Origin of the sequence: Neorhizobium sp. P12A, from assembly GCF_008365395.1 — a bacterium.
GTDB lineage: Bacteria > Pseudomonadota > Alphaproteobacteria > Rhizobiales > Rhizobiaceae > Rhizobium.
Map to the genome: position 1 here is coordinate 1 of NZ_QOVX01000037.1, position 23,055 is coordinate 23,055.

Genomic DNA, 23,055 nt, shown 5'->3' on the forward strand with positions numbered 1-23,055 from the left:
CCGCTGAGAACGATGTTCGAAGGGCACCCCTAGGTCGCCGGCACAAAAAGGTCTCCATCGCGTTCTTCTTTCAGAGAGGAGATTGCCATGTCAAAGATCACCAATGGTCTCAACGACCGACCGAAAGATGCCAGCATCGCCCCGTCTGGCCCAGGTATCCCAGATGACAGTGGTGCTGCGGTCGACGCCTCCGAAAAAGAGATCGAACGCGTTCGCCGCAAATTGCAGGATGATGAAAGTCCAGCGGACACAACCAAGCGGGAGCGGGAGAAGGAGAGACCCTCCGCACACGGTGCGGCCCGATAACTCCTTATTGCGCTGGGATACTTCGAAAGGATCGCTGGCGTGGCTTCACCCTTTGGTACACGGAGAACCGCAACCCTCGAGATGAAAAATTGTGCTAGGTTGGAGCCAGTTCGCAGATCGGCAACGGGAGAGCCAAGATGATTGCGAGAAGAGAACTGACCATCAACGAATGGAATTCGCTCGTCGGTATTTACCAGCACGAAATCGACTCGGTTGCTGTCGACGTGGGTAAGCATTTGAGCGAGCTTGGGCTGATCGAGCAAGCTCCAGGGCGCACTGATCTCAGTGTTTTAGGTAAAAGGCTGGTTGGCGACGAACTGCTCGCGGAGCGGAGGAATAGATTGCAAAACGAGCGCTATTGACTGCGCTTCTCTCAGGGCGCGGGAGGGCCGGCGGCCCGTCGCAGACAGTATTTCGCTCAAGGTGCTATTCGGCAGCCTGGCGTAACACTCGCGGTTGCGAGGGGTCCGTGATCTTTTCGACGATCTCGAAGTCGCCCGGCATATGATGCTGGTCCGATCCCAATTGCACCAGGGTCCAGTACTCGTGCTCGTCGCCAAAAAGCGTCGATACCTGAACAACGGTCAGAGGTTCGCTTTTCGACGCCTTTCGACGTGCCCAATAGATGCCGTCCGGTTCCAATCCTGTATACGCCATGTACCCCTCCCGGTTGGACGAGCTACATTAGCAAATGAATCCGGAAATGGAACACCGTCGAGCGACAGGCTGTGGAAAGACGAAATCAGTTCTTTGAACTGGACGCACGCCGGCGGTCTGCTAGGGAAGGTTATCCCGGCCGAATCGTAAATTGAAATCTGGTGGTCTAATTGATGAACGCTCCTCTCAATATCGAAGACATCGCTGTTGAAGCCACAGATTGGCGGCGTAGAATCCATCAACATCCGGAACTCCTGTTCGACCTGCCCCAAACATCTGCGTTTGTCGCAGAAAAACTCACCGAGTTTGGATGCGATCAGGTTGTCACCGGTATCGCAAAGTCGGGTGTCGTCGCTGTTATTCAAGGGGCACTGGGACCGGGTAAGGGGATTGGCCTGCGTTGCGACATGGACGCACTGCCTATGTCGGAACAAACCAATCTGCCTTATGCTTCCAAGGTTCCCAACATGATGCATGCGTGCGGTCACGACGGTCACACAGCGATGCTGCTCGCAACCGCTAAGTGTCTTGCTGAGCAGCGCAGCTTCGCGGGAAAGGTCGTTTTGATCTTCCAACCTGCCGAGGAAGGCGGCGGCGGAGCCCGTGTCATGATCGAAGAAGGCCTTCTCGATCGATTTGAAATCGATGAAGTCTATGGCATGCACAATGAGCCGGGGCTTGCGGTCGGGTCGTTTGCAACACGCAGCGGCCCGTTTATGGCCGGAGGAGATCGCTTTGTCGTGACCATCGACGGCAAGGGAGGCCATGCTGCATCACCCCATATGACGCACGATCCCATCATCGCGGCTACCCACTTGGTGGCGGCACTGCAGACGATCGCTTCCCGTTTCACTGATCCGTTTGACCCCGTCGTGGTTTCGATCACGTTCATCAAGGGTGGAAACGATCAAGCGCTTAACGTGATACCAGATTCCGTTCGGGTTGGCGGAACGATCCGCACAATGAGCACGAAGGTTCGCAAAGCTGTAGAAGACCGTTTCCGTGAGGTCGTTAAAACCACCGCTGCCTTATTTTCATGCGAGGCGAAGATCGACTGGCGTCCGGGCTATCCGGTGGTCGTAAACGATCCTGAAATGACCGAGATCAGCTTGGACGTCGCGCGTTCGATTGTAGGGACGGATGCCGTTGACGCACACTACAGCCAGTCGATGGGGTCGGAGGATTTCGCGTACATGCTGGAAAAGCGACCTGGCTCGATCATCTTGATCGGCAACGGTGATAGCCAGTATCTCCATCATCCGGGTTTTGATTTCAACGACAGTGCAATTTCTTTCGGAGTGAAATACTGGCTGTCACTGGTCAATAGTCGATTGGGCGCACCGGTTTCAGCGTGAGTTGCCGGGGTGTGGTGCGATAGCCTCTAGTCCGGCCATCGCGATTTGTACTCGGTAAACGAGCCGGGAACCTGCGAACGATCGTTACGCTGCTCGTCGAGAGTTAAGCGTCCGGTGAGCCTACCTTTGAGATTTCCATCGAACACCTGAAGTTACGTCCCTAATTCCTTCTCCAGCGACGTCATCAGGGATGAACTATGGGTCGTACTGAGATTTTGACGGGTGTGGAGCGTCGGCGTGACTGGTCTGATGACGACAAGCTGTCGATATTGGAAGAGGCTGCCGTGGCAGGCGCAAGGATCGTCGATGTCGCCCGTCCGCACGATAGCCTGACCGGATACTTACCTAGAAACACAGTTGCTTAGTCGCTGGCGACCGTGAATATCCTTGATTCCAGCAAATCATCAAATTTTAGCGCGATTTCTTGAAGCTCATCAACAGCAATGTCCTTCGACCACAGCGCGTCAAAACCCATGAGCTTTAGCGTCTGGTACTGGATTGGTTGGTCCAATTGGTTAATCATCCTGGAAAGTGAATTGACAGCTTTCCTGACGATGTCGAATCCTTCTGTCGTTGCGGTGAATTCTTCAAGATCATGGGGCACGGCCCCCACGAAGTGGTGCTTTGAAGCCAGGAGCCACTGTGTTCTAATTTTGTGTCCGTAGTCACTCGCGCTGGACGGCTCATCAATGTGAAGTGCCAATAGCCGCAACCATAGTTCTAACAAGGAATCGTTTGCCCAAAATCCCACCATTTTACTGTGGGTCGAAGTTGCGATCCCCGAACGGTCTCGCCCTAGTGTTATAAAACTCGTGCCCACGATAGCATGCGCCTTGGATCCTAGTTGTCATATCCCAATGACTATCACCGGGGAATGTCGATAATCAAATACCTGACCGGACGCTTACCACCGAGGTCAGCCGTGCCGCGATGCTTTCGCATTCCGAGGGACGTCGACCACGATATGGGTAAGAAGCTCAAGCGATCTGCAGAATGCGGCGAACCCGCTTGGCAATGGTGCTCGCAATCTCATGAGACCAATGCCGTACCACTTCAACGCGCTCCATCAGCCATTTGAACCAATTGTAGGTGAGCAGCTTCTCGCGTCCCGCGTGGAAGATACGCTCGACGAGGACAAAGCTCATCAGGTAGGCGAACACGATAATCGTCAGGCCAACGACGAGACGGCCCTTCGCAATCAACACCAGCGCGTAAATCTTCAGAGGCTCCGCCACGGCAAATGGCACAGCAAAGAGGATCAGGACAGCAAGGCGGGGCAGGGAGCCGATAACGGGGTCGAGCTGTTTAACTAGCGCCAGTCCAGAGAACCACTGCACCAACGGGCGATAAAGTGGTCGCGCGATTTCGGTGATGAGAACGAGCGTTACGACGGCTATGCGCAAGGGCCAAAGGGCTAATGGCCACCTAAACGACGGGTCCTTTGAGGTCACAATCTAATTTCCGTCCCAATCTGAAAAGTCATGATTCAGGGGGCTGTGTTATCGCGATGCGGACGCCGGTTCGCGATTTTTCTGTTTGCCGGAGTAAATAAACCGCCTCGCCAAAAATCTCGCGCCTCCTCTGCATACGAGCGTTCATCGCCTGCTTGCTTTCTGCGGCAGACATCTGCGATTTGGCTGAGCTAGAAGCTCCTTCATTTTCGACCATATCGATCAACAGATTCCGCATCACGCCGTTTTCTTCTCGCAGGCGCTCCAGCTCAACCTTCGGCGCGGCAGCTGAAAGCTTGCGAGCGATCGTATCCTCGATGGCCTTTTCAACTAAACACGTCTTAGCGACCAGCAGGCGTGCCAGGAAAAACGTGCACACCACTGCACACAGGGCGAGGATCACATACGGCATTTTTCAAACTCCAACCACAATCATCAGATTGTCATCGAGCCGATCAATATCAATAGGTCGGAACGCCGATAGGTCTGACGATTTGTCGCCTCGCGGCCTATTTCTCTCGGCGAAGGACACCCTTGTTGAGACTACGAAAGGTGATGATTGCCATCGATCGGATTTCACCAGAGGGGACATTAATAGCTTTTGAGAATGGGCTTGCCTTCCGATGCAAGCCCGAGCCACGTCGTGCCGCGTGGCCCATACGGGTCGCGCTCCCGCAGTTCTTTGTGTCAGAAATCCCAGTCCTCGTCTTCGGTCGCGACAGCCTTGCCGGTGACATGGGATGAACCCGATCCCGAGAAGAAGTCATGGTTCTCGTCGGCGTTCGGCGACAGTGCCGAGAGGATCGCCGGATTGACCTTGCAGGATTCGGCTGGAAACAACGCCTCGTAGCCGAGATTCATCAGCGCGTTGTTGGCGTTGTAGTGCAGGAATTTCTTGACGTCCTCGGTCAGGCCGACGCCGTCATAGAGCGCCTCGGTGTACTTCGCCTCGTTGTCGTAGAGTTTGAGCAGCAGATCGAAGGCGAAGTCCTTGATCTCCTGGCGCTCGGTTTCGGATAGCCGCTCTAGGCCTCGCTGAAACTTGTAGCCGATGTAGTAGCCGTGGACGGCCTCGTCGCGGATGATCAGCCGGATCATGTCGGCGGTGTTGAGCTGCCTGTTGAGGCCCGCCGCTTGTGGGAACGCAACGGAGTTCCAAGTTCTCCAAAGGCTAAGGTTTTGCAAGACCGCCCACACCTTTGAAAGGTACGTTTCTCCCCTACTTATCGAGCAAGCAATTTCACCGACGACTTTGGAGGGCGCTATGTCGGGTTCGGAAGACCATATTTTTTCGTTGCAGGTCGCGAGCATGAGGCCGCAGGATGCTGGCGCGAGTATTGCGCGCCTTTCCAATGATGCGATGCGCAAAATCGGTATCCGCGAGGGTGATCTGATAGAGCTCATCGGCAAGCGACATACCGCGGCGCTGGCAATGAGTGCGTATCAGGAGGACGAGGGGCTCAATATCATTCGCCTCGATGGCCTACTGCGGGTGAACGCGGGAGCAACGAGCGGAGACCATATCGAGGTCCGCAAGGCCGAGGCGCGGGCGGCCACAAAAGTTATCCTCGCCCCTGCGCAGAAAAATCTGACGCTTCAAGGCTCGGGTGACGCTCTACATCGGGTCTTCCTCCATCGCCCGATGGCGTCTGGTGACGTGGTTTCGACGTCGGTACAGCAGAGGATCAATGATCCCCGGATCAATCTTCCAGCCTACGGCCTGCAGGAGATAAGGCTTGTTGTCGTCTCCACGCAGCCTCGTGGCATCGTGCAGGTTACTGAGCAGACAGTCATCGAGCTGCGCCCGCAGTTCGAGGAGCCGAAAGAAGCTCGTCGCGCCGACGTCACGTATGATGACATCGGCGGCCTTGGGTCTTCCGTAGACCAGGTGCGGGAAATGGTCGAGCTTCCGTTGCGCCATCCGGAGCTATTCCAGCGCCTTGGTATCGATCCGCCGAAGGGCGTGCTTCTTTATGGTCCTCCGGGGACCGGCAAGACGCTGCTTGCACGCGCAGTGGCGAACGAAACAGAGGCTAATTTCTACCACATCGCCGGACCCGAGATCATGGGGAGCCGCTACGGCGAATCCGAGGAGCGTCTACGTCAGGTTTTTCAGGAGGCGGCGCAGAATGCTCCATCCATCATCTTTATCGACGAGATCGATTCCATTGCTCCGAAGCGGGAGCAGGTTACCGGGGAAGTCGAGCGCCGTATCGTGGCGCAGTTGCTCACCCTGATGGACGGTCTGGAACCCAGGCAAAACATCGTCGTCATCGGCGCAACGAATAGGCGTGATGCCATCGACGAAGCGCTGCGGCGACCGGGCAGGTTCGATCGCGAAATCGTAATTGGTGTCCCGGACCAAAACGGACGCCGCGAGGTTCTGGCGATCCACACGCGCGGTATGCCGCTTTCTGAGAATGCTGACCTGGACGAGATCGCGAGGACGACGTACGGCTTCGTGGGTGCCGACCTTGGTGCACTCGTCAGGGAGGCCGCCATGGACGCCCTGCGCCGCGTTCTACCGGACATCAACCTCAGGGAAGGAATCCCGTCTGAAATTTTGGAGAGACTGACGGTTTCACAGGACGATTTCGTGTCCGCCATGAGGCGCATCCAACCCTCCGCGCTGCGCGAGATCATGATCCAGGCACCCAATGTCCGATGGGAAGACGTTGGCGGTCTCGACGAGGCTCAACGAAAGCTGAAAGAGGGTGTGGAGCTACCCCTTAGGTCTCCGCAATCCTTCAAGCGCATGGGCATCCGGCCCGCCAAAGGCTTCCTGCTCTTCGGCCCCCCGGGGACGGGCAAAACACTTCTAGCCAAGGCCGTCGCCCGTGAGGCGGAAGCCAACTTCGTCGCCACCAAGTCTTCGGACCTACTTTCGAAATGGTACGGGGAGTCTGAACAGCAGGTTTCCCGCCTTTTCGAGCGGGCAAGACAGGTCGCTCCAACCGTCATCTTCATCGACGAGATCGACTCCCTTGCGCCGGCTCGCGGCGGCGGATTCGGCGAACCTGCCGTGACCGAACGCGTGGTGAACACGTTGCTTGCGGAGATGGATGGTCTAGAGGACATGCAGGGCGTAGTCGTTATGGCAGCAACCAATCGTCCGAACCTGCTAGACCCGGCGCTTCTGAGACCCGGACGTTTCGACGAACTGGTTTACGTCTCTGTCCCGAACCTTGAGGCGCGGCGTAAGATACTGGGCATTCATACCAAGAATATGCCCCTCGCCAGCAGCGTCGACCTTGACGGCCTCGCGGAGAAGACCGAGCGCTTCACTGGTGCGGATTTGGAGGACTTGACGAGGCGTGCAGGTCTGATCGCTCTGAGGCGATCGATCGATACGACCAAGGTGGACGGTGGCGACTTTGCCAAGGCGCTCGTGGAGGTTCGTCCCTCGGTTACGCCTGAGATGGAGCGGGAATACGAGGAAATGCTTCGTACGCTTCGCCAAGAGAACCCACAGCGGATGCAGATCGGTTTCACCCCGCTTGGCCTGGCGAAAAAATGACATGGCTGTGGTCGAACGACGTCCGCGACAGCACAAAAGGGGCCGCGTTGGTCCCCAATGCCTAGCTGCAGCAAGCCCGACCCAATAGTGCCACTTCGAAAAGATTATCGCTGCGCAATCAGACACCGTCGCGTTTGCAACGCGGCGATCTCAAAGTCCCAGATCGAACTGCTCTTGTGTCGCAGAGTTGGCCTTCTCCAGCGAGGAAAGGGTGACACCAAGCAGCCGCACGCCTTTCTTTATAGGGAATTCGGCCGTCAGGATATTTTGACAGATATCCATGAGTTCCTCCTCGGAAGCGAGTGGTGAACTGATCGATCTGCTGCGGGTGACCTGCCGGAAATCGGCGTATTTGATCTTCACTGTGATCGTGCGCGCCCTGATGTCGTTGGCATCACAGTACCCCCAGACCTTGCCGACCAAAGGTTCGATACGGTCTACTGCTTCACCGAGCAGGTGAATGTCTTTACGGAAAGTGTCTTCGGCTCCGATCGATTTGCGAATCCGGTCCGACTTTACCTGACGGTTGTCGATGCCGCGAGCGATGCCATAGAAATAGGGGCCGGATTTGCCAAAGTTCTGCTGGAGAAAGTCCAGCGATTTCTCTCTGAGATCGGCTCCGGTCTCGATCCCCAATCGTTGCATCTTCTCGGCGGTTGCTGGGCCTACACCATGGAATTTCTTGACGGGGAGGGCTGCCACGAANAGATTGTCGGTCACATCCAGATAGGCTTCGTCGAGGGAGAGAGGCTCTATCAGCGGGGTGTATTCTGCAAAGATCGCCCTGGTCTGAAGGGATACCGCCCTGTACACGTCGAAGCGTGGCCTGACGAAGATGAGATCCGGGCACTTGCGCATCGCCGTCACGGACGCCATCGCCGAATGGACGCCGAACTTGCGGGCCTCATAACTCGCAGCTGCCACGACACCACGCGCTTCACCAAAGCCGACGGCCACAGGCTTGCCTCTGAGTTCCGGGTTGTCCCGCTGTTCGACCGAGGCGTAGAAAGCATCCATGTCGACGTGGATGATCTTGCGAACGGGCGATGTATCTTCCTGCATCTGAAAATCCATGAGCGAAGCCGGGAGTTTATCAAAAACCACACGACATTTCGGGCGCAAAGAATTTTACGGGCCCGGTTTCAGGGTACCTCACTGATTCAATGAGGTAATTCTGTCGCCACAAATTCACGAGACAATATTCCTATTTAGCAATGCCTTGACTCCTGTAATTTAAAGGAACAGATAGGGAACATCAACATTCAAACGGTCTGAAGCCGTCCTTTTCAACGCGATCTGAGCGGGATTCGTGATCAATGTCGGCTGCCCGCGAGCAAGTCATAACAGAACTGCGTGATCGCATCGCAGCGTTCGAGGGTGGGGGGCCGCGAAAGCTCGACAATCTGCCGTTCGGGGTCCCCGAGATCGACGCCGTTCTGCCTGGCGGTGGCCTTGCATATGGCGCTCTGCACGAGATTGCCGGAGGCGGAGCGGGCACCATCGACGGTGCTGCGGCCGCATTGTTCGTTGCTGGCATTGCCGCAAGGACGAAGGGCCAGGTCCTCTGGTGCATGACGAGACCGGACCTGTTTTTTCCAGCTTTGGCGCAGGCCGGCCTGCATCCGAACAGACTTGTTTTCGTCGAAACGGACAAGGAGGAAGAGGTCCTCGCCTCGATGGAGGAGGGCCTTTCCTACGGCAGTCTTGGAGCCGTGGTCGGAGAGATCGTCAGGCTGCCGATGGTCGCAAGCAGACGGCTCCAACTCGCGGCCGAAAAGACCGGAACCATGGCGCTCGTCGTCCGGCGCTGGCGGCGACAGACCGAGGCGTCGGACTTCGGGCAGCCGACGGCCTCGACGACACGGTGGCGAGTGAGCGTGCTGCCGTCGGAGCAATTGCCGGTTCCAGGCGTCGGTCGTCCTCGCTGGCTGCTGGAACTGCTGCGCGTGAAAGCGGGCGAGTGTGCTGAGTTCATGATTGGAGCCTGTGATGACGAGGGTCGTATCCATCTTTCTGCCGGAACTGTCGACCGATCGTATCCGCCGCGCCGATCCCTCTATTCCCGCTGACACGCCGATCGTCGTCATCGCCAGAAGCGGTTCCAAGCGCTGGGTTTCCGCAATCGACACGACAGCCAGGAAACTCGGCATCAAGATCGGCATGCCAGCCGCCAAGGCGCAGGCGCTGTTTCGGGAGCTTCTGATGATGGAAGCCGATCCGGGTGCAGATGTGGCAGCTCTCGAACGCATCACCCTCTGGGCGCTCGGCCAGTATTCGCCTGTCGTTGCCATGGATGCACCCGATGGCATCATCATGGACACCGAAGGTGCCGATCACCTTCAGGGCGGCGAGGAGATGATGCTGACCGGTATCGCCAACCGGTTCAGGGCGAGGGGGCTGACGGCAAGGGTCTCGATTGCCGATACCTGGGGGGCAGCACATGCCTGCGCCCGGGCGATCACCCGCGAGACCGTCATCGTTCCGCCAGGCCAGACGTTTGCCGCCGTCGAGAAACTGTCGATCGCGCTTCTTCGCCTTCCAGAGAAGGTCGTTCATGATCTGCACCTGCTTGGTTTTCGAACCGTCGGAGAGCTGTCGGCAACGCCGCGTGCGCCGCTGACGCTCCGCTTCGGCCCCGAGATCGGACGTCGTCTCGACCAGATGTTCGGGCGTCTCTCCGAGCCGATCGATCCGATCCGGCCGCCCGAGATGATCGAGGTCAGCCGGTCCTTTGCAGAACCCATCGGGGCGGCCGAAACGATCAACAAATATGTCGGTCGGCTGGTCGTGCAGCTGGTCACTGAGCTGCAGCGCAAGGGACTGGGTGTCCGACGAACCGACCTGATCGTCGAGAAGGTCGATGGTGTCAGGCAGGCAATCCGCGCGGGAACGGCAAAGCCCGCTCGCGACATTGCCTGGCTGACAAAACTGTTCCGCGACCGAACGGAAAAGATCGAGCCTGGTTTTGGGATCGAGAAGCTCACCCTCGTCGCGATCATGACGGAACCGCTCGCCGAGGAGCAGAAGGCGTCGTCGTTGATTGCCGAGGAGACAGCGGACATTACCCCGCTGATCGATATTTTTGGAAACAGGGGGGCGCGGGTCTACCGGGTGACGGCGGTCGCCTCGGATGTTCCCGAACGCAGCGTCCGCAAGGTCGCGGCTGGGGCAGGTGACGTGATCGAATCCTGGACCCATCATTGGCGACGCCCGGTCCGGCTTCTTGCCCATCCGGAACAGATCGAGGCGATCGCGCTGATACCGGACTATCCACCGGCAAGTATCACCTGGCGCGGCAAGCGACGGCGGGTCGTGCGAGCCGACGGCCCCGAGCGGGTGTTCGGTGAATGGTGGACGCGGAGTGCCGAATACCAGGCGGTTCGCGACTATTTCGTCGTCGAGGATGACAGCGGCGAGCGCCTCTGGGTCTACCGGTCCGGTGACGGCGTCGATCCACAGACCGGTTCGCACAAATGGTTTCTCCATGGAGTCTTCGCATGAGCTACGCCGAATTGCAGGTCACCACCCATTTCAGCTTTCTTCGCGGGGCAAGCAGCGCCGACGAACTGTTTGCCACCGCCAGGGACCTTGGCATTCAAGCGGTCGGCGTCGTCGATCGCAATTCCCTGGCAGGGATCGTCCGCGCCCTGGAAGCGTCGCGAGCAACAGGTGTCCGGCTCGTCGTCGGCTGTCGGCTCGACCTTCAGGACGGCATGTCGATCCTGGTTTACCCGACCGATCGCGCCGCCTATTCCCGGCTGACCCGTCTCCTGACACTGGGAAAGAGCAGGGGCGGGAAGGGCAAATGCATCCTCCACGCCGATGACATCGCCCACTACTGCGACGGTCTGATCGGCATCCTGGTGCCCGATCTCCCGGACGAGACCTGTGCGGTGCAGATGCGCAGGATGTCGGAACTCTTCGGAAACCGGGGTTATGTCTCTCTCTGCCTGCGGCGTCGGCCGAACGACCAGCTTCGTCTGCACGAGCTGTCGAACATGGCAGCCCATCACAAGCTGAAGACCGTCGTCACCAATGACGTGCTCTTCCACGAACCGGGACGCCGCCAGCTGCAGGATGTTGTCACCTGCATCCGCAACAACACGACCATCGACGATGTCGGCTTCGAGCGCGAACGGCACGCCGACCGATTTCTGAAGCCGCCCGAGGAAATGGAGCGATTGTTCTCTCGCTACCCGGAAGCGCTCGCACGAACTCTGGAAATCGTCGAACGCTGCAAATTCTCCCTGGAGGAACTGACCTACCAGTATCCGGAGGAGGCGCTGGCTGAAGGCATGAATGCGCAGCAGTCGCTGGAGCACTACGTGCGCGAATGCATCCCGGACCGCTATCCCGAGGGCTTGCCGCAGAAGGTCTTGAAGGCGGTCAGGCATGAACTCGATCTGATCAAGGAGATGCAATACGCGCCGTATTTCCTGACCGTTTTCTCGATCGTTCGATACGCCCGCTCTCAAGGTATCCTGTGCCAGGGACGGGGATCGGCGGCCAATAGCGCCATCTGCTATATTCTCGGCGTCACCTCGATCGATCCGGAAATGAACGATCTGCTGTTCGAGCGTTTCGTTTCGAAAGAACGCGACGAACCACCGGATATCGACGTCGACTTCGAGCACGAGCGGCGCGAGGAGGTCATTCAGTGGATTTATCGCACCTACGGCCATGACAAGGCTGCACTCTGCTCGACGGTGACGCGATATCGGGCAAAGGGCGCGATCCGCGATGTCGGCAAGGCGCTGGGCCTGCCGGAAGACGTCATCAAGGCGTTGTCGTCAGGCATGTGGTCCTGGTCGGAGGAACTGGTCAGCGACAGCAGCCTTCGGGAAAACAATCTCAACCCCGAAGACCGCCGTCTTGCCCTGACGCTGAAGCTCGCCCAGCAGCTGATGGGAGCGCCCCGGCACCTCGGCCAACATCCGGGCGGCTTTGTCCTGACCCATGATCGGTTGGACGACCTCGTGCCGATCGAGCCCGCCACCATGGCCGACCGCCAGGTGATCGAGTGGGACAAGGACGATATCGAGGCGCTGAAGTTCATGAAGGTGGATGTTCTGGCGCTTGGCATGCTGACCTGCATGGCCAAGGCATTCGCGCTCATCGAGGAGCACAAGGGAGCGCCGCTCGATCTTGCTTCCATTCCGCAGGAGGACCCGGCGACCTACGCGATGATCCGCAAGGCCGACACACTCGGCACCTTCCAGATCGAGTCCCGGGCGCAGATGGCGATGCTGCCGAGGCTGAAGCCCAGGACGTTTTACGACCTGGTGATCCAGGTGGCGATCGTCCGCCCAGGCCCGATCCAGGGGGACATGGTGCATCCCTATCTTCGTCGCCGTGAGGGCAAGGAGCCGGTCGAGTATCCGACACCGGAGCTGGAGGCTGTGCTCGGCAAGACGCTGGGTGTGCCGCTGTTCCAGGAAAGTGCGATGAAGGTCGCAATGGTCTGCGCGGGATTCACCGGTGGCGAAGCCGACCAGCTCCGCAAATCGATGGCCACCTTCAAGTTCACGGGCGGCGTCAGCAAGTTCAAGACCGAGCTGATCGATGGCATGGTCAACAAGGGCTACTCGCCCGAGTTCGCCGAGAAGACATTTTCCCAGCTCGAAGGTTTCGGAAGCTACGGCTTTCCGGAAAGCCATGCGGCATCCTTTGCCCTGATCGCCTACGCTTCCAACTACGTGAAGCGCCACTTCCCGGATGTGTTCTGCGCAGCGCTGCTGAACAGCCAGCCGATGGGCTTTTATGCACCTGCGCAGATCGTCGGCGATGCGGTCAAACATGGCGTCGAGGTCCGACCCGTTTGCGTCAACCGATCGCGATGGGATTGCACGCTCGAAGAGGTCGAAGGCTCCAACCATCATGCCGTCCGGCTCGGTATGCGCATGGTTCGAGGGCTAGCGGCCGCCGACGTCGCGAGGATCGTTGTCGCCCGTACGGATCAACCCTTCGAAAGCGTCGACGACATGTGGCGGCGCTCCGGTATTCCGGCGACCTCGCTTGTGGAACTGGCCGAAGCGGATGCCTTCCTGCCGTCGCTGCACCTAGAACGGCGTGATGCGCTCTGGGCGATCAAGGCGCTGCGCGATGAGCCGCTTCCCTTGTTTGCGGCTGCCGCCGAGCGTCAGGAACAGGCGATTGCCGAACAGCTGGAGCCTGAGGTTGAACTCCGGCAGATGACGGAAGGTCACAATGTCATCCAGGACTATAGCCATGTCGGATTGACGCTGCGCCAGCATCCGATCTCGTTCCTGCGGAAGGACCTGAGCGAACGAAGCATCGTCACCTGCAACGAGGCCATGTCGGCTCGCGACGGCCAATGGCTGATGACAGCGGGGCTCGTTCTCGTGCGCCAACGACCGGGCAGCGCCAAGGGCGTGATATTCCTGACCATCGAGGACGAGACGGCCCCCGCCAATGCTGTCATCTGGCCGAAGCTCTTCGAGCGTCGCCGTCGCGTGGCGCTCGGCGCATCGATGATGGCGATCCGCGGGCGAATTCAAAGGGAAGGGGAGGTGATACACCTGATTGCCCAGCAGATTTTCGATCTGTCCGGCGACCTGTCAGGATTGGCGGAGCTCAATGGAGATTTCAAATTGCCGACCGGGCGAGGGGACGAATTCGCCCATGGCTCGCCTGGAAGACCGGATCAGCGCGATAAAGCGGCAGTAAAAACCAGGGATATCTTCATCCCCGATTTGCATATCGATCAGCTGAAGATCAAAAGTCGAAACTTCCATTAAATTGCAGCCAAATTGGGAGACGGCCATGGATGAAACCATCAGGCGTGGGAACGTTGTTCGCGCAAGGGGGATATGATCCCTGCGATGCTTGTCGTCGAGCTGCGAATTCAGCCGGATGATCGGACGTTCGCGGAATTGCTGTGGTTCGATGGCAACATGAATGCACGCCAGGCCAATCTCGATACCGAACTGTTGGAGCATGTTCCTATACAGGAATAGACAGGCTCGCCTGCATAACACGCGTGTCCGCAGAAATCGGATGGCGGTAACGGAATCCAGCCTATACTTCAGCCTTCAGTATCGTGGGACGGGGGCCAGCTAGCCGAGATAGCCGCGAGGGGTGGTTGCAACGAATTGCATTGCTAACTCGGCTAGCTAATCGTTTAATCAGGGGATTTCCGCAGAAAGACAACCCCCGAATTCTGGTCCATACCTTTCGGCCGTTGCCGATCGCACGGTTATTACCCAAAAACACTGCAGGAACTGGCTGACCACGGTGTCGACGTCATTGCGCTTTTGGCACATCTTTGAAATCCATGGGTTATTTCTCAGAGCCGACAGCCGGAGGTCGGCGCAGCCTCGACGACAATGCGTACCGTTGATCGATCAAGGTCTGGAAACAACGTTTCCACCAGCGCATCTCGCTTCACGGCACTGATTTTTCGGAGCATCTTCTCCTTCAGGTATAGGCCGACTTTGATTTGAATTCCATTCCCTCGCTGGACACCCTCCAATGACACGGGCAAGGCTGTTACCACGAGTCGAAGAGCGGGTGCGTCTAGTCCATGGTCTTGTCGCTGCAGAACGTAAGCAAACATTTCGATACGGCCGAGGGCAGGCTTGACGTCCTTATCGACGTCGATCTCGATCTCGCAGCAGGTGAAAGCCTTGCTCTGACCGGAGAGTCCGGAAGCGGCAAAAGCACCTTGCTACATCTTGCTGCAGGCCTGGACAAACCCGATAGCGGCCGCGTCGACGTGGCAGGACATATCTTGTCCGACCTGGACGACAAAGCAAGAGCGGCCGCTAGGCGCAGCGTGGTCGGGATCGTTTTCCAACAGTTTAACCTGATCCCCTCGCTGGACGTCGCCGCGAACTTGGCATTCCACGCGCGTCTGGCGGGTCGTGCCGATACTTCCTGGGAAAACCGACTTGCAGAAAAGCTTGGCCTCGTCGGTCTGATGAAGCGATATCCTGAGCAATTGTCGGGCGGGCAGCAACAGCGTGTTGCCATTGGGCGCACGCTTGCGATGCGGCCATTGCTGATACTCGCGGACGAGCCGACGGGAAACCTGGATGAAGCGAACGGCGATGCCGTAATGAGCTTGATGCTGGAGCTCATTGCGGAAACAGGTTCCGCAATGCTGATGGTTACCCATTCGACGAGGTTAGCCGCCCGGTTGGACAGACAACTCACGCTGACCAGCGGACGGTTCGCATCATGATTGCCGCCACCTTTCGTGCGCTCCTGTCCCATTGGTGGCGTACACCGATGCAGCTCGCGCTACTGCTCCTCGGGCTCTGCCTGGCAACCGCATTGTGGTCGGGAGTTCAGGCAATCAATGCCGAGGCGAGGGCGAGCTACGACAGAGCAGCGGCTGTCCTCGGCCAAGACCGATTTGACCAGCTGGTGCCCATCAGTGGGGAGACAGTCGGACAGGGTGTTTTTGTTCGCCTGAGCCGCGCCGGCTGGAATGTTTCTCCGGTTTTGGAAGGCGACTGGAGGGTCGGCAATCGCCATATCCATCTTCTTGGCATCGACCCCATAAGCCTACCACAAGGCGCGTCCGCTGGCTCGCTAGGCAGCACCTCCGACCTAGCCGCTTTTATCACTCCACCCGGCATCATTTATGTTTCACCGGAGATAGCCGACGAGCTGAAGGGGTCTGTAACTCCGAAGCTGGTGAGCAGCAGGAGCTTGCTACCTGGGACGGCCATTGCCGACATAGGCATCGTTCAAGGGCTCCTCGCGAAGCCGTTGCAGATTTCGCGGCTGGTCGTCGCGCCGGATCAGCCGATTGGAAGGCAGGCGCTTTCGGTCCTCGCCCCAGAGCTCTTTCTTAAAAAGCCAGATGGTCAGGCCGATATCGGTCGTCTCACGGACAGCTTCCATTTGAACCTCACGGCGTTCGGCTTTCTGGCGTTTGCCGTTGGTCTTTTCATCGTCTACTCAACGATAGGGTTAGCTTTCGAGCAGCGGCGTCCAACGTTCCGGACGCTTCGATCCCTTGGCGTGCCGGCTATAACGCTGGCGGGTCTCCTCGCAGCCGAACTGTTGGTCTTCGCCATGATTTCGGGAACTGTCGGCGTTGTTTTGGGATACTTCCTGGCATCATTCCTGCTCCCCGGCGTCGCTGCCACTCTTCGAAGTCTTTATGGAGCGAGCGTCGATGGAAGCCTGGCATTCCGAAGCAGTTGGGTGCTGAGCGGGATGGCGATCGCCATATTCGGAACAGCTCTTTCGGCGACACAGAGCCTTTGGCAGATATCGCGTATGCCGCTTCTTGCTCCGGCCCAACCCAGGGCCTGGGCACTTGCGTCGGAACGACTGATCATCGGACAGTCTGCGATTTCGATGGTTCTGCTCCTGACCTCGCTCGGCTTGGTACGATGGGGCTCTGGGCTGGTCGCCGGATTCGGCGTTCTTGCCTGTTTGCTGTTGGGAGCTGCTCTGCTGCTGCCCGGTCTCTTAGCCATTTTCCTTTCGCTGATGTCACATCTATTCAAAAAGTATTCAAAAAGCCAGTAGCCACGTGGTTCTGGGCCGACACCCGGCAACAGATTCCTGGCCTCGCATTGGCATTGATGGCGCTGCTGATCGCCCTGTCGGCGAACGTCGGTGTGGGCACGATGGTTGCGAGTTTCCGGACCACCTTCACCGGTTGGCTGGACCAGAGGCTGGCTTCGGAACTCTATCTGACTGCGAGAACGGACCAGGAGGGGGACAAACTTGCGACTTGGCTACGCTCCCGTGTCGAAGCGGTATTGCCCGTCTGGAATACGGAGGGGAACCTGGATGGCTTACCCGGGCAAGTGTTCGGTGTAGCAGATGACAAGACGTACCGAGACAATTGGCCTTTGCTCGAAGCCCGCCCCGATGCGTGGGACCAGATAGCAAGTGGCAGAGCCGTCTTGGTCAATGAGCAGCTCTATCGGCGTGGACATCACCGCCTTGGCGATATCCTCTCACTGCCCGGCGGTTGGCTGCTTCCCATTGCAGGCGTTTATTCCGACTACGGCAATCCGACCGGACAGGCCATTGTGGGCATCAAGGTTTTGACGGACCATTACCCCGACGTGCCACGTCTGAGGTTTGGCGTACGGGTATCTCCGGGAAGGATCGAGCAACTGAGACAGGATCTGATCGGGCAGTTCGGTCTTCCCCCGCAAAACATCATCGATCAAGCGAATTTGAAGCAGCGATCCATTCAGATATTCGAGCAAACTTTCTCCGTCACCGCGGCCTTGAACGTTCTGACGCTGGGAGTTGCTGGCATTGCGTTGTTCGCAAGTATGTCGACGCTTGCAAGAATGCGGCTGCCACAGCTCGCACCGGTATGGGCGATGGGGCTGACGAGGAGGCACCTGGTCGCGCTCGAGTTATGGCGGACTTTGTTGCTGGTGCTCATGACGCTCATTTTGGCCATCCCCGTCGGTATCGCTCTCGCCTGGGTCTTGCTGGCGGTTGTCAATGTGGAAGCATTCGGATGGCGTTTGCCCTTACGGCTCTTTCCTGGCGACTGGCTGCGTCTGGCCGGACTTGCGGTCATCGCCGCTCTTGTCTCCGCGGCCGTCCCCTTACGGAGACTGTCGAAGGTTACGCCTTCGACACTGCTGAAGGTGTTTGCAAGTGAACGCTAGCTTCCGCTCGATCCTCGTTTTCGGTCTACTGGTGCCTTCGGCAGTAGCTTGCTATGCACAGGGTTTTGCAGGCCTCGGATCGACAGCACGGGGCTTCGCTATCCCGAAGCCCGGGCTGCATTTCCAGTTCCCGGCCGACCATGCTCCGCATCCGGATTTCCGGATCGAATGGTGGTATGTGACGGCCAATCTCAAGGGCAATGATGGCCTTGACTATGGGGTTCAATGGACCCTGTTCCGGTCCGCCGCTGCTCCTGGAGAAAGGGACGGTTGGTCCAGCCCGCAGGTGTGGATGGGCAACGCGGCCATTACCACGCCTGACAGGCAATTTTCGGCAGAACGCCTCGCTCGCGGCGGGGTCGGGCAGGCGGGCGTCACCATCAGTCCCTTCGACGCATGGATCGACGAATGGGCACTCAGGGCGACAAGCGCTCCAGACGGCAGCGACCAGCTTTCCGAGCTGACGATGTCGGCGACGGGAGCCGATTTCGGATATCAGCTAAACCTTGGGGCCGAGGGACCGGTGGTGTCGCAGGGTGACAATGGGTACTCGGTCAAATCTGCGGAAGGCCAAGCCAGCTACTATTACTCCCAGCCGTTCTATTCGATCTCAGGAACCCTCCAACTGCCCGGCAAGAAGGTGGAAGTTAACGGGAAGGCTTGGCTTGACCGTGAGTGGTCCAGCCAGCCGCTGGCTGCCAATCAAAAGGGATGGGACTGGTTTTCACTGCATTTCGACGACGGGTCGAAAATGATGGGCTTCCGTCTCCGGGATACTTCCGGAGGTGGCTTCACGTCCGGGACATGGATTTTTCCCGACGGCAGGCCCATGGAAATCGCTGCGAATGAACTCAGGATCAACCCTCTCAAGACGGCGTCGGTGAGAGGGAGGGATGTTCCGGTTCAATGGCGGCTGCAACTTCCGTCGAAGAACCTGGATATCATGGTATCTGCCTTGAACAATGAATCCTGGGTCGACAGTCAATTCCCATATTGGGAGGGGCCAATCCGGATTTCCGGAAATCACGCTGGAGTAGGCTACCTCGAGATGACGGGATATTGAAGCGGTTCGGCCCGAAAAGGGCAATAATTATCGATGTCCATCGCCACATGAACCACGTTCGGACTGTCGCCGCGCGAAATGCGGACTCGAGGGTGGCTGCAAGGGATTTTACATCGAGGCATGGCCGTTCACGGGAGTTTCTGCGGTGATCGTGGTAGGATCGAAAGCTGAAGCGAGGAAGGGTGCCCTGTGACAGAACTAGACGCGAAACATCCCGTTGCTACGCCACGATTGACTTCCAGCGCCCAGAAGCTGCATCCGCAGTCGATCCATCGGAGCGGTGCGGGTCAACGAGCTGTACTTATCGCGCTCGCGGGCGACATAGTCGTCGCTGCGATCAAGTTTTTCGCTGGTTTCCTATCGGGAAGCTCGGCGATGATCAGCGAGGGCGTCCACACCCTTATTGACGCGAGCACGGAAGTTATTCTCCTCTATGGCCTGATCGTTTCCCGGCGACGGGGGACACCTGCACACCAACTCGGCTATGGCCGCGAGGTTTTCTTCTGGAATTTCGTGGTCGCTATTCTGATTTTCTCACTGGGCTCGGGCGTCGCCTTCCTGGCAGGCTTACGTCAAATAATCCATCCGGCTCCGATCGAGGGCCATACCCTCAACTTCACCGTGATCGCGTGTTCGGCTGCCGTAGAGATCATCGGCTTGAGGGAAGCCTTTCGCAAATCCAAGCACGGGAGGTCCAAGGAGAGCCTGTACCAATCCCTTGTACGGCGGAGAGACCCAACCTCGATGACGATACTTTTTGGTGGCATCGCCGCGCTCATGGGGCTAGCGGTGACAACCCTCGGCTTGTTGGCGTCGATGGCAACCGGCAATGCTGCGTACGATGGAATGGCCTCCGTGGTTATCGCTGCCATTCTTGCGGTGACGGCTTTCAAACTTGCGACCGAAAGTAAATCGCTTCTGATCGGTGTTCCCGCCGATCCCGAAATCGTCAAAGGAATAATCGGCACGGTCGCAGCAGCCGGATCCGTAAAAGCCGTCAACGGCGTTGTTAGCGTTCACCTTTCGCCGGATCAACTGCTTGTGGCTATAAGTGTCGCATTCAAACCAGATTTGAATACCGAGGAGCTTGAGACGGCAATCGCCCAAATCGAAGCAGGCTTGCGGGTCGGGTTTCCTCAGATCGTTGCCCTGTTCATCAAACCGCAGTCGCCGGAACATTACGCAGAGCTGCATGGGAAAGGCGCGCCCGTGACATGTTTTGCCCGGGTGCAAAATATAGCGACGACGCCTTACACCTCGCTGTGACGCGCTCCTTCTTGGTCCAGTAGACTGCGCCGTTTATCCGGTGCCGCTCCGGATCGGCCAACTGGTTTTGATATCAGACAAAGTCGCTACTCCGGATGGGACCGTGATGTGGTGTCCGGAAGGCGAGTTCGATGCGTTCTTGATCTACGAAGCGCCGCCAAGCATGGCCGCTAAGCCCAAACGGTGAAGACAGCGGTAGTCTTTGAAGCCGAAATCAAGGGCAGCAGCAGAAAATAAATTAGGTTAACGAGATCTATTTTTCTCTAAAATACATGGCATGATCTCTTTCTGCGCAGCTGCTGCTGCCCGAAGGACAGGGAATGAGGCGGTTCGTTCTGGTCTTGCTGGCACTGTTCGTGCCGACCTTTTATTGTTTTAGCACAATGCCCTCGTTGGTGGGCTCTCTCCTGGCACATCCTATCAATCAGGCCGTCCTCACAGACGTTTTGACCCATTGCCAACTGACGAATGTCTTCGAAGCAGGAAACGCCGCCGACACGACTAGGCTCCTATGTCCGAGTGCCTATCAAGAAAGCGACTTTTCGGACAATCTCTACAAGGCGGTAGTGGCGTCCGAGGACCACAGCTTCTTTGTCCATGATGGATACAATATCTGGTCGATGGTCCGCGGAGCGGGGCAATCGGGTGCGAGCACGATTACACAGCAGGTCGTGCGAATGCTGCTGCTGACCAATCGGGAGCCGACGTCGCAGGCAACGAAAGGTCGAAAACTCCGGGAATGGTATTATGCCCGCGAGATCGAGAAAATCGCCGGAAAGCGCCAGATCGCCACGATCTATCTCAACATCGCCTATGTCGGCGGCGGGCGATTTGGGTTCGAACAGGGTGCCCGCTTGTTCTTCAGCAAGTCAGCCAAGAATCTGGATTTCATGGAGGCTGCCATGCTGGTGGCGATGCTTCCAAGTCCGGCCAATCGAAACCCAGTCGATTATCCTCAGGACTCCTTCAAGGCCACCGTGAAGGTCATCAACCAGGCGGTGGGGATGAATTTCATTTCGCGGGCCGAGGCGACGCGCTCGATCGAAGAAGCGAAGAAGCGTATTCTGGGCGGGACAATCCTTCTCAATCCCGACAGTTCGGAACAGGTGGAATATCGCCGTTTCCGTGACAGGGCTCTCGATGAGCTTGCGGCGGAACACGTCCATGTTCCCGCACGCTACCGAATTCTCCTCACCCTCTCGCCTGAAATGCAAGCGGCCGCGGATGAAATTGCCATAAGGCCCGGCTACCAGCTGGCTGGAGCGTTTCTGAACAAGAACGCGGAGATACTGGCGATGGCCGGGCAGCCCTACGTCGACGCCAGCTGGAACTCAGTGTGGCTCTCGAACCGTTCGATAGGGTCTGTCGGCAAAACCTTGGTGATCGGAGCCGGCCTGAAGAAGGGCGTGAGTTTTCAAGGTGCATTTTCGAACGAGCCGATCCCGGCCGGATATTCGCCAGATGAGACCGATCCGCGATGCTTCCCGAGAATGTCGCTGTCGACAGCGTTCAAGTATTCCTGCAATCGGGCGTTTGTCCGGTTCGCAAGCGCGGTAGGCCCCAGTGTCCGTGCCCTGGCAACGAAGCTCGGCTTCCACGCTCCAGACAACTATCTGCTCGCTTCGACCGGCGGCATTTCCGGAAACGCTCTTTCGTTGGCGGCGTTGATGGGCACTATCTCCGATGGGGGAAAGCAAGTCCAGGCCCATGCGACCCTAGCGGTGCTAACGCCAAAAGGAGAGGTGACATGGCAGTATCGGCCTGGAAAACGGCCCGCGATATTCAGCAATGCACAAGCTGCCACGCTGAGGACGTTTCTTGCACTCCCGACAACGGGCGATGGCACCGGAGCAGCCGCGCGGGGGCAACTTAGATCGGCTGCTGTGTACGGGAAAACCGGAACCAGTAACGATAACGAGGACGCTCTTTTCGCGGGATTCACCAATAATTGGACTGGAAGTGTGATCTATACAAGGGATTCGCGAACGAGATTGCGAAACCGCCTTTCCGGCTTTCAGGCAGCTGAGTCCTTCGGAAGCGTTGTTGATGCCTATTGGGCGGACCGCAATCGAGCTGCTGTCGGTGCTACGGTATCGAGGGGGCCGTTCGCCGAAGGCCGACTGTGGTATCAGATCAAATTGGATGACTTTTTCGTCGTCTACGGAATTCCAGCGGGTGCGGCGCTGGCTGTCGATATGTGTCTTTTGTTCGGTGCCACCAGATCGATCCGAAGATTTTGGCCACGCAACGAGGTTGGGCCCGATGAGCTGACAGCGACTGTGACAGCTGATGCGGCGTAAGGGCCTGCAGTGCTGACTGCTCGCTCCAATAGGGCCTCTCCGATAGCGTGCGCTCGATCGAGGAAATTCGCGTTATTGTGTAAACTCAAAGTAGGCCATCGGGCCGTCCGATCCGCGCCCCAACGCGCCCGTCTTAGGATTTCGCTTAGCGGCGACGTTTTAGGCTAAGGTCATGAGCTGTAGGACGAATACAGGCTGGAAAATGCCTCATGACGAAGGCGATACTCTTTCGCGACTAGCGACGTCTATCTTGACGATCAGGGTCGTCAGGCATCGCCGTCTCGTCCCGGAGACGAGCTTCGCGAAACCAGGTCCCGGTGATCAAAACCCATGGCAGAGTTTCCGAACAAATCGCTTTGCCGCGATGAAACCAAGCCGTTGATGATCCCGGCGGGCATTTAGGTCCTGTTGACAAAGTATGGCAACCATATCTTCGCTGCGGCCAACGCAAGGAATGCAGAGAAGGATTTCCGGGTCTTGTCGTATCTGGTTGCCACACGGCGGAACTGCTTGAGCCGGTT

General features: G+C 57.9%; 18 protein-coding genes and 3 pseudogenes. 14 read left to right on the forward strand and 7 right to left on the reverse strand.

Annotation, left to right across the window (positions count from 1 at the left end; translation table 11 throughout):
* Positions 1-87 precede the first annotated feature (87 nt).
* On the forward strand, positions 88-306 hold the full coding sequence (locus tag DTW90_RS35220; protein ID WP_149344635.1) for a hypothetical protein: 219 nt from the start codon (positions 88-90) through the stop codon (positions 304-306).
* A 137-nt stretch (positions 307-443) separates the two neighbouring features.
* Positions 444-668, forward strand: a complete 225-nt coding sequence (locus DTW90_RS35225) for a hypothetical protein (RefSeq protein ID WP_149344637.1) — start codon at positions 444-446, stop codon at positions 666-668.
* Positions 669-732: 64 nt separating this feature from the next.
* Here the strand turns inward: DTW90_RS35225 and DTW90_RS35230 are convergent, their stop codons facing one another.
* Positions 733-963, reverse strand: a complete 231-nt coding sequence (locus DTW90_RS35230) for a hypothetical protein (protein ID WP_149344639.1) — start codon at positions 961-963, stop codon at positions 733-735.
* Between the two features lie 173 nt (positions 964-1,136).
* On the opposite strand from DTW90_RS35230, the gene DTW90_RS35235 reads away from it, so the two are divergent.
* Together DTW90_RS35235 and DTW90_RS35240 are read left to right on the forward strand one after the other, a co-directional pair.
* On the forward strand, positions 1,137-2,318 hold the full coding sequence (locus tag DTW90_RS35235) for a M20 aminoacylase family protein (RefSeq protein WP_149344641.1): 1,182 nt from the start codon (positions 1,137-1,139) through the stop codon (positions 2,316-2,318).
* A 197-nt stretch (positions 2,319-2,515) separates the two neighbouring features.
* Entirely contained in the window at positions 2,516-2,683 is a 168-nt protein-coding gene (locus DTW90_RS35240; protein WP_132528685.1) for a transposase, read from the forward strand.
* On the opposite strand, the gene DTW90_RS35245 is transcribed toward DTW90_RS35240, so the two are convergent.
* The 4 genes and pseudogenes from DTW90_RS35245 to DTW90_RS35260 form a co-directional block, all read right to left on the reverse strand.
* Complete coding sequence (locus tag DTW90_RS35245; protein ID WP_149344643.1) at positions 2,680-3,138, reverse strand: hypothetical protein; 459 nt, start codon at positions 3,136-3,138, stop codon at positions 2,680-2,682. The two genes, DTW90_RS35240 and DTW90_RS35245, sit on opposite strands and share 4 nt — an antisense overlap.
* A gap of 157 nt (positions 3,139-3,295) precedes the next feature.
* Positions 3,296-3,769 carry a hypothetical protein gene (locus tag DTW90_RS35250; protein WP_188080172.1) on the reverse strand — a complete coding sequence of 158 codons (474 nt, stop codon included), beginning with the start codon at positions 3,767-3,769 and terminating at the stop codon, positions 3,296-3,298.
* 28 nt (positions 3,770-3,797) lie between these two features.
* Positions 3,798-4,181 (reverse strand): hypothetical protein, encoded by a 384-nt coding sequence (locus tag DTW90_RS35255; protein ID WP_149344647.1) that lies wholly within the window; start codon positions 4,179-4,181, stop codon positions 3,798-3,800.
* A gap of 275 nt (positions 4,182-4,456) precedes the next feature.
* A pseudogene (locus DTW90_RS35260) lies at positions 4,457-4,879 on the reverse strand (ribonucleotide-diphosphate reductase subunit beta); the annotation flags it as partial.
* A 154-nt stretch (positions 4,880-5,033) separates the two neighbouring features.
* Between DTW90_RS35260 and DTW90_RS35265 the strand changes: the two are divergent.
* A complete protein-coding gene (locus tag DTW90_RS35265) occupies positions 5,034-7,286 on the forward strand; it encodes a CDC48 family AAA ATPase (RefSeq protein ID WP_149344665.1) in 2,253 nt (750 codons plus the stop codon).
* Between the two features lie 150 nt (positions 7,287-7,436).
* Here the strand turns inward: DTW90_RS35265 and DTW90_RS35270 are convergent, their stop codons facing one another.
* Positions 7,437-8,348 (reverse strand): DNA polymerase IV, encoded by a 912-nt coding sequence (locus tag DTW90_RS35270; protein ID WP_149344649.1) that lies wholly within the window; start codon positions 8,346-8,348, stop codon positions 7,437-7,439.
* 254 nt (positions 8,349-8,602) lie between these two features.
* On the opposite strand from DTW90_RS35270, the gene DTW90_RS35275 reads away from it, so the two are divergent.
* From DTW90_RS35275 to DTW90_RS35310, 9 genes and pseudogenes are all read left to right on the forward strand, one after another.
* Positions 8,603-9,355 carry an ImuA family protein gene (locus DTW90_RS35275; RefSeq protein WP_149344651.1) on the forward strand — a complete coding sequence of 251 codons (753 nt, stop codon included), beginning with the start codon at positions 8,603-8,605 and terminating at the stop codon, positions 9,353-9,355.
* Positions 9,276-10,787, forward strand: coding sequence for a DNA polymerase Y family protein (locus DTW90_RS35280; RefSeq protein WP_149344653.1), 1,512 nt, complete (start codon positions 9,276-9,278; stop codon positions 10,785-10,787). The genes DTW90_RS35275 and DTW90_RS35280 overlap by 80 nt, the downstream gene beginning before the upstream one ends.
* Positions 10,784-14,044 carry an error-prone DNA polymerase gene (locus DTW90_RS35285; RefSeq protein WP_149344655.1) on the forward strand — a complete coding sequence of 1,087 codons (3,261 nt, stop codon included), beginning with the start codon at positions 10,784-10,786 and terminating at the stop codon, positions 14,042-14,044. Before DTW90_RS35280 ends, DTW90_RS35285 begins: the two co-directional genes overlap by 4 nt.
* Before the next feature lie 72 nt (positions 14,045-14,116).
* A complete protein-coding gene (locus DTW90_RS37465) occupies positions 14,117-14,263 on the forward strand; it encodes a hypothetical protein (RefSeq protein WP_188080173.1) in 147 nt (48 codons plus the stop codon).
* Positions 14,264-14,829: 566 nt separating this feature from the next.
* Positions 14,830-15,489, forward strand: coding sequence for an ABC transporter ATP-binding protein (locus tag DTW90_RS35290; protein WP_149344657.1), 660 nt, complete (start codon positions 14,830-14,832; stop codon positions 15,487-15,489).
* Positions 15,486-17,905, forward strand: a pseudogene (locus DTW90_RS35295) (ABC transporter permease). The gene DTW90_RS35290 and the pseudogene DTW90_RS35295 overlap by 4 nt, the downstream one beginning before the upstream one ends.
* 10 nt (positions 17,906-17,915) lie before the next feature.
* The gene (locus DTW90_RS35300) at positions 17,916-18,968 is read left to right on the forward strand and encodes a lipocalin-like domain-containing protein (RefSeq protein WP_246665175.1); all 1,053 of its coding nucleotides are present in this window, start codon (positions 17,916-17,918) and stop codon (positions 18,966-18,968) included.
* Positions 18,969-19,157: 189 nt separating this feature from the next.
* Positions 19,158-20,234, forward strand: a complete 1,077-nt coding sequence (locus DTW90_RS35305) for a cation diffusion facilitator family transporter (RefSeq protein WP_149344661.1) — start codon at positions 19,158-19,160, stop codon at positions 20,232-20,234.
* Positions 20,235-20,617: 383 nt separating this feature from the next.
* Complete coding sequence (locus DTW90_RS35310; RefSeq protein ID WP_246665176.1) at positions 20,618-22,534, forward strand: transglycosylase domain-containing protein; 1,917 nt, start codon at positions 20,618-20,620, stop codon at positions 22,532-22,534.
* Between the two features lie 398 nt (positions 22,535-22,932).
* Here DTW90_RS35310 and DTW90_RS37960 read toward each other — a convergent pair.
* Positions 22,933-23,055, reverse strand: a pseudogene (locus DTW90_RS37960) (IS5/IS1182 family transposase); the annotation flags it as partial.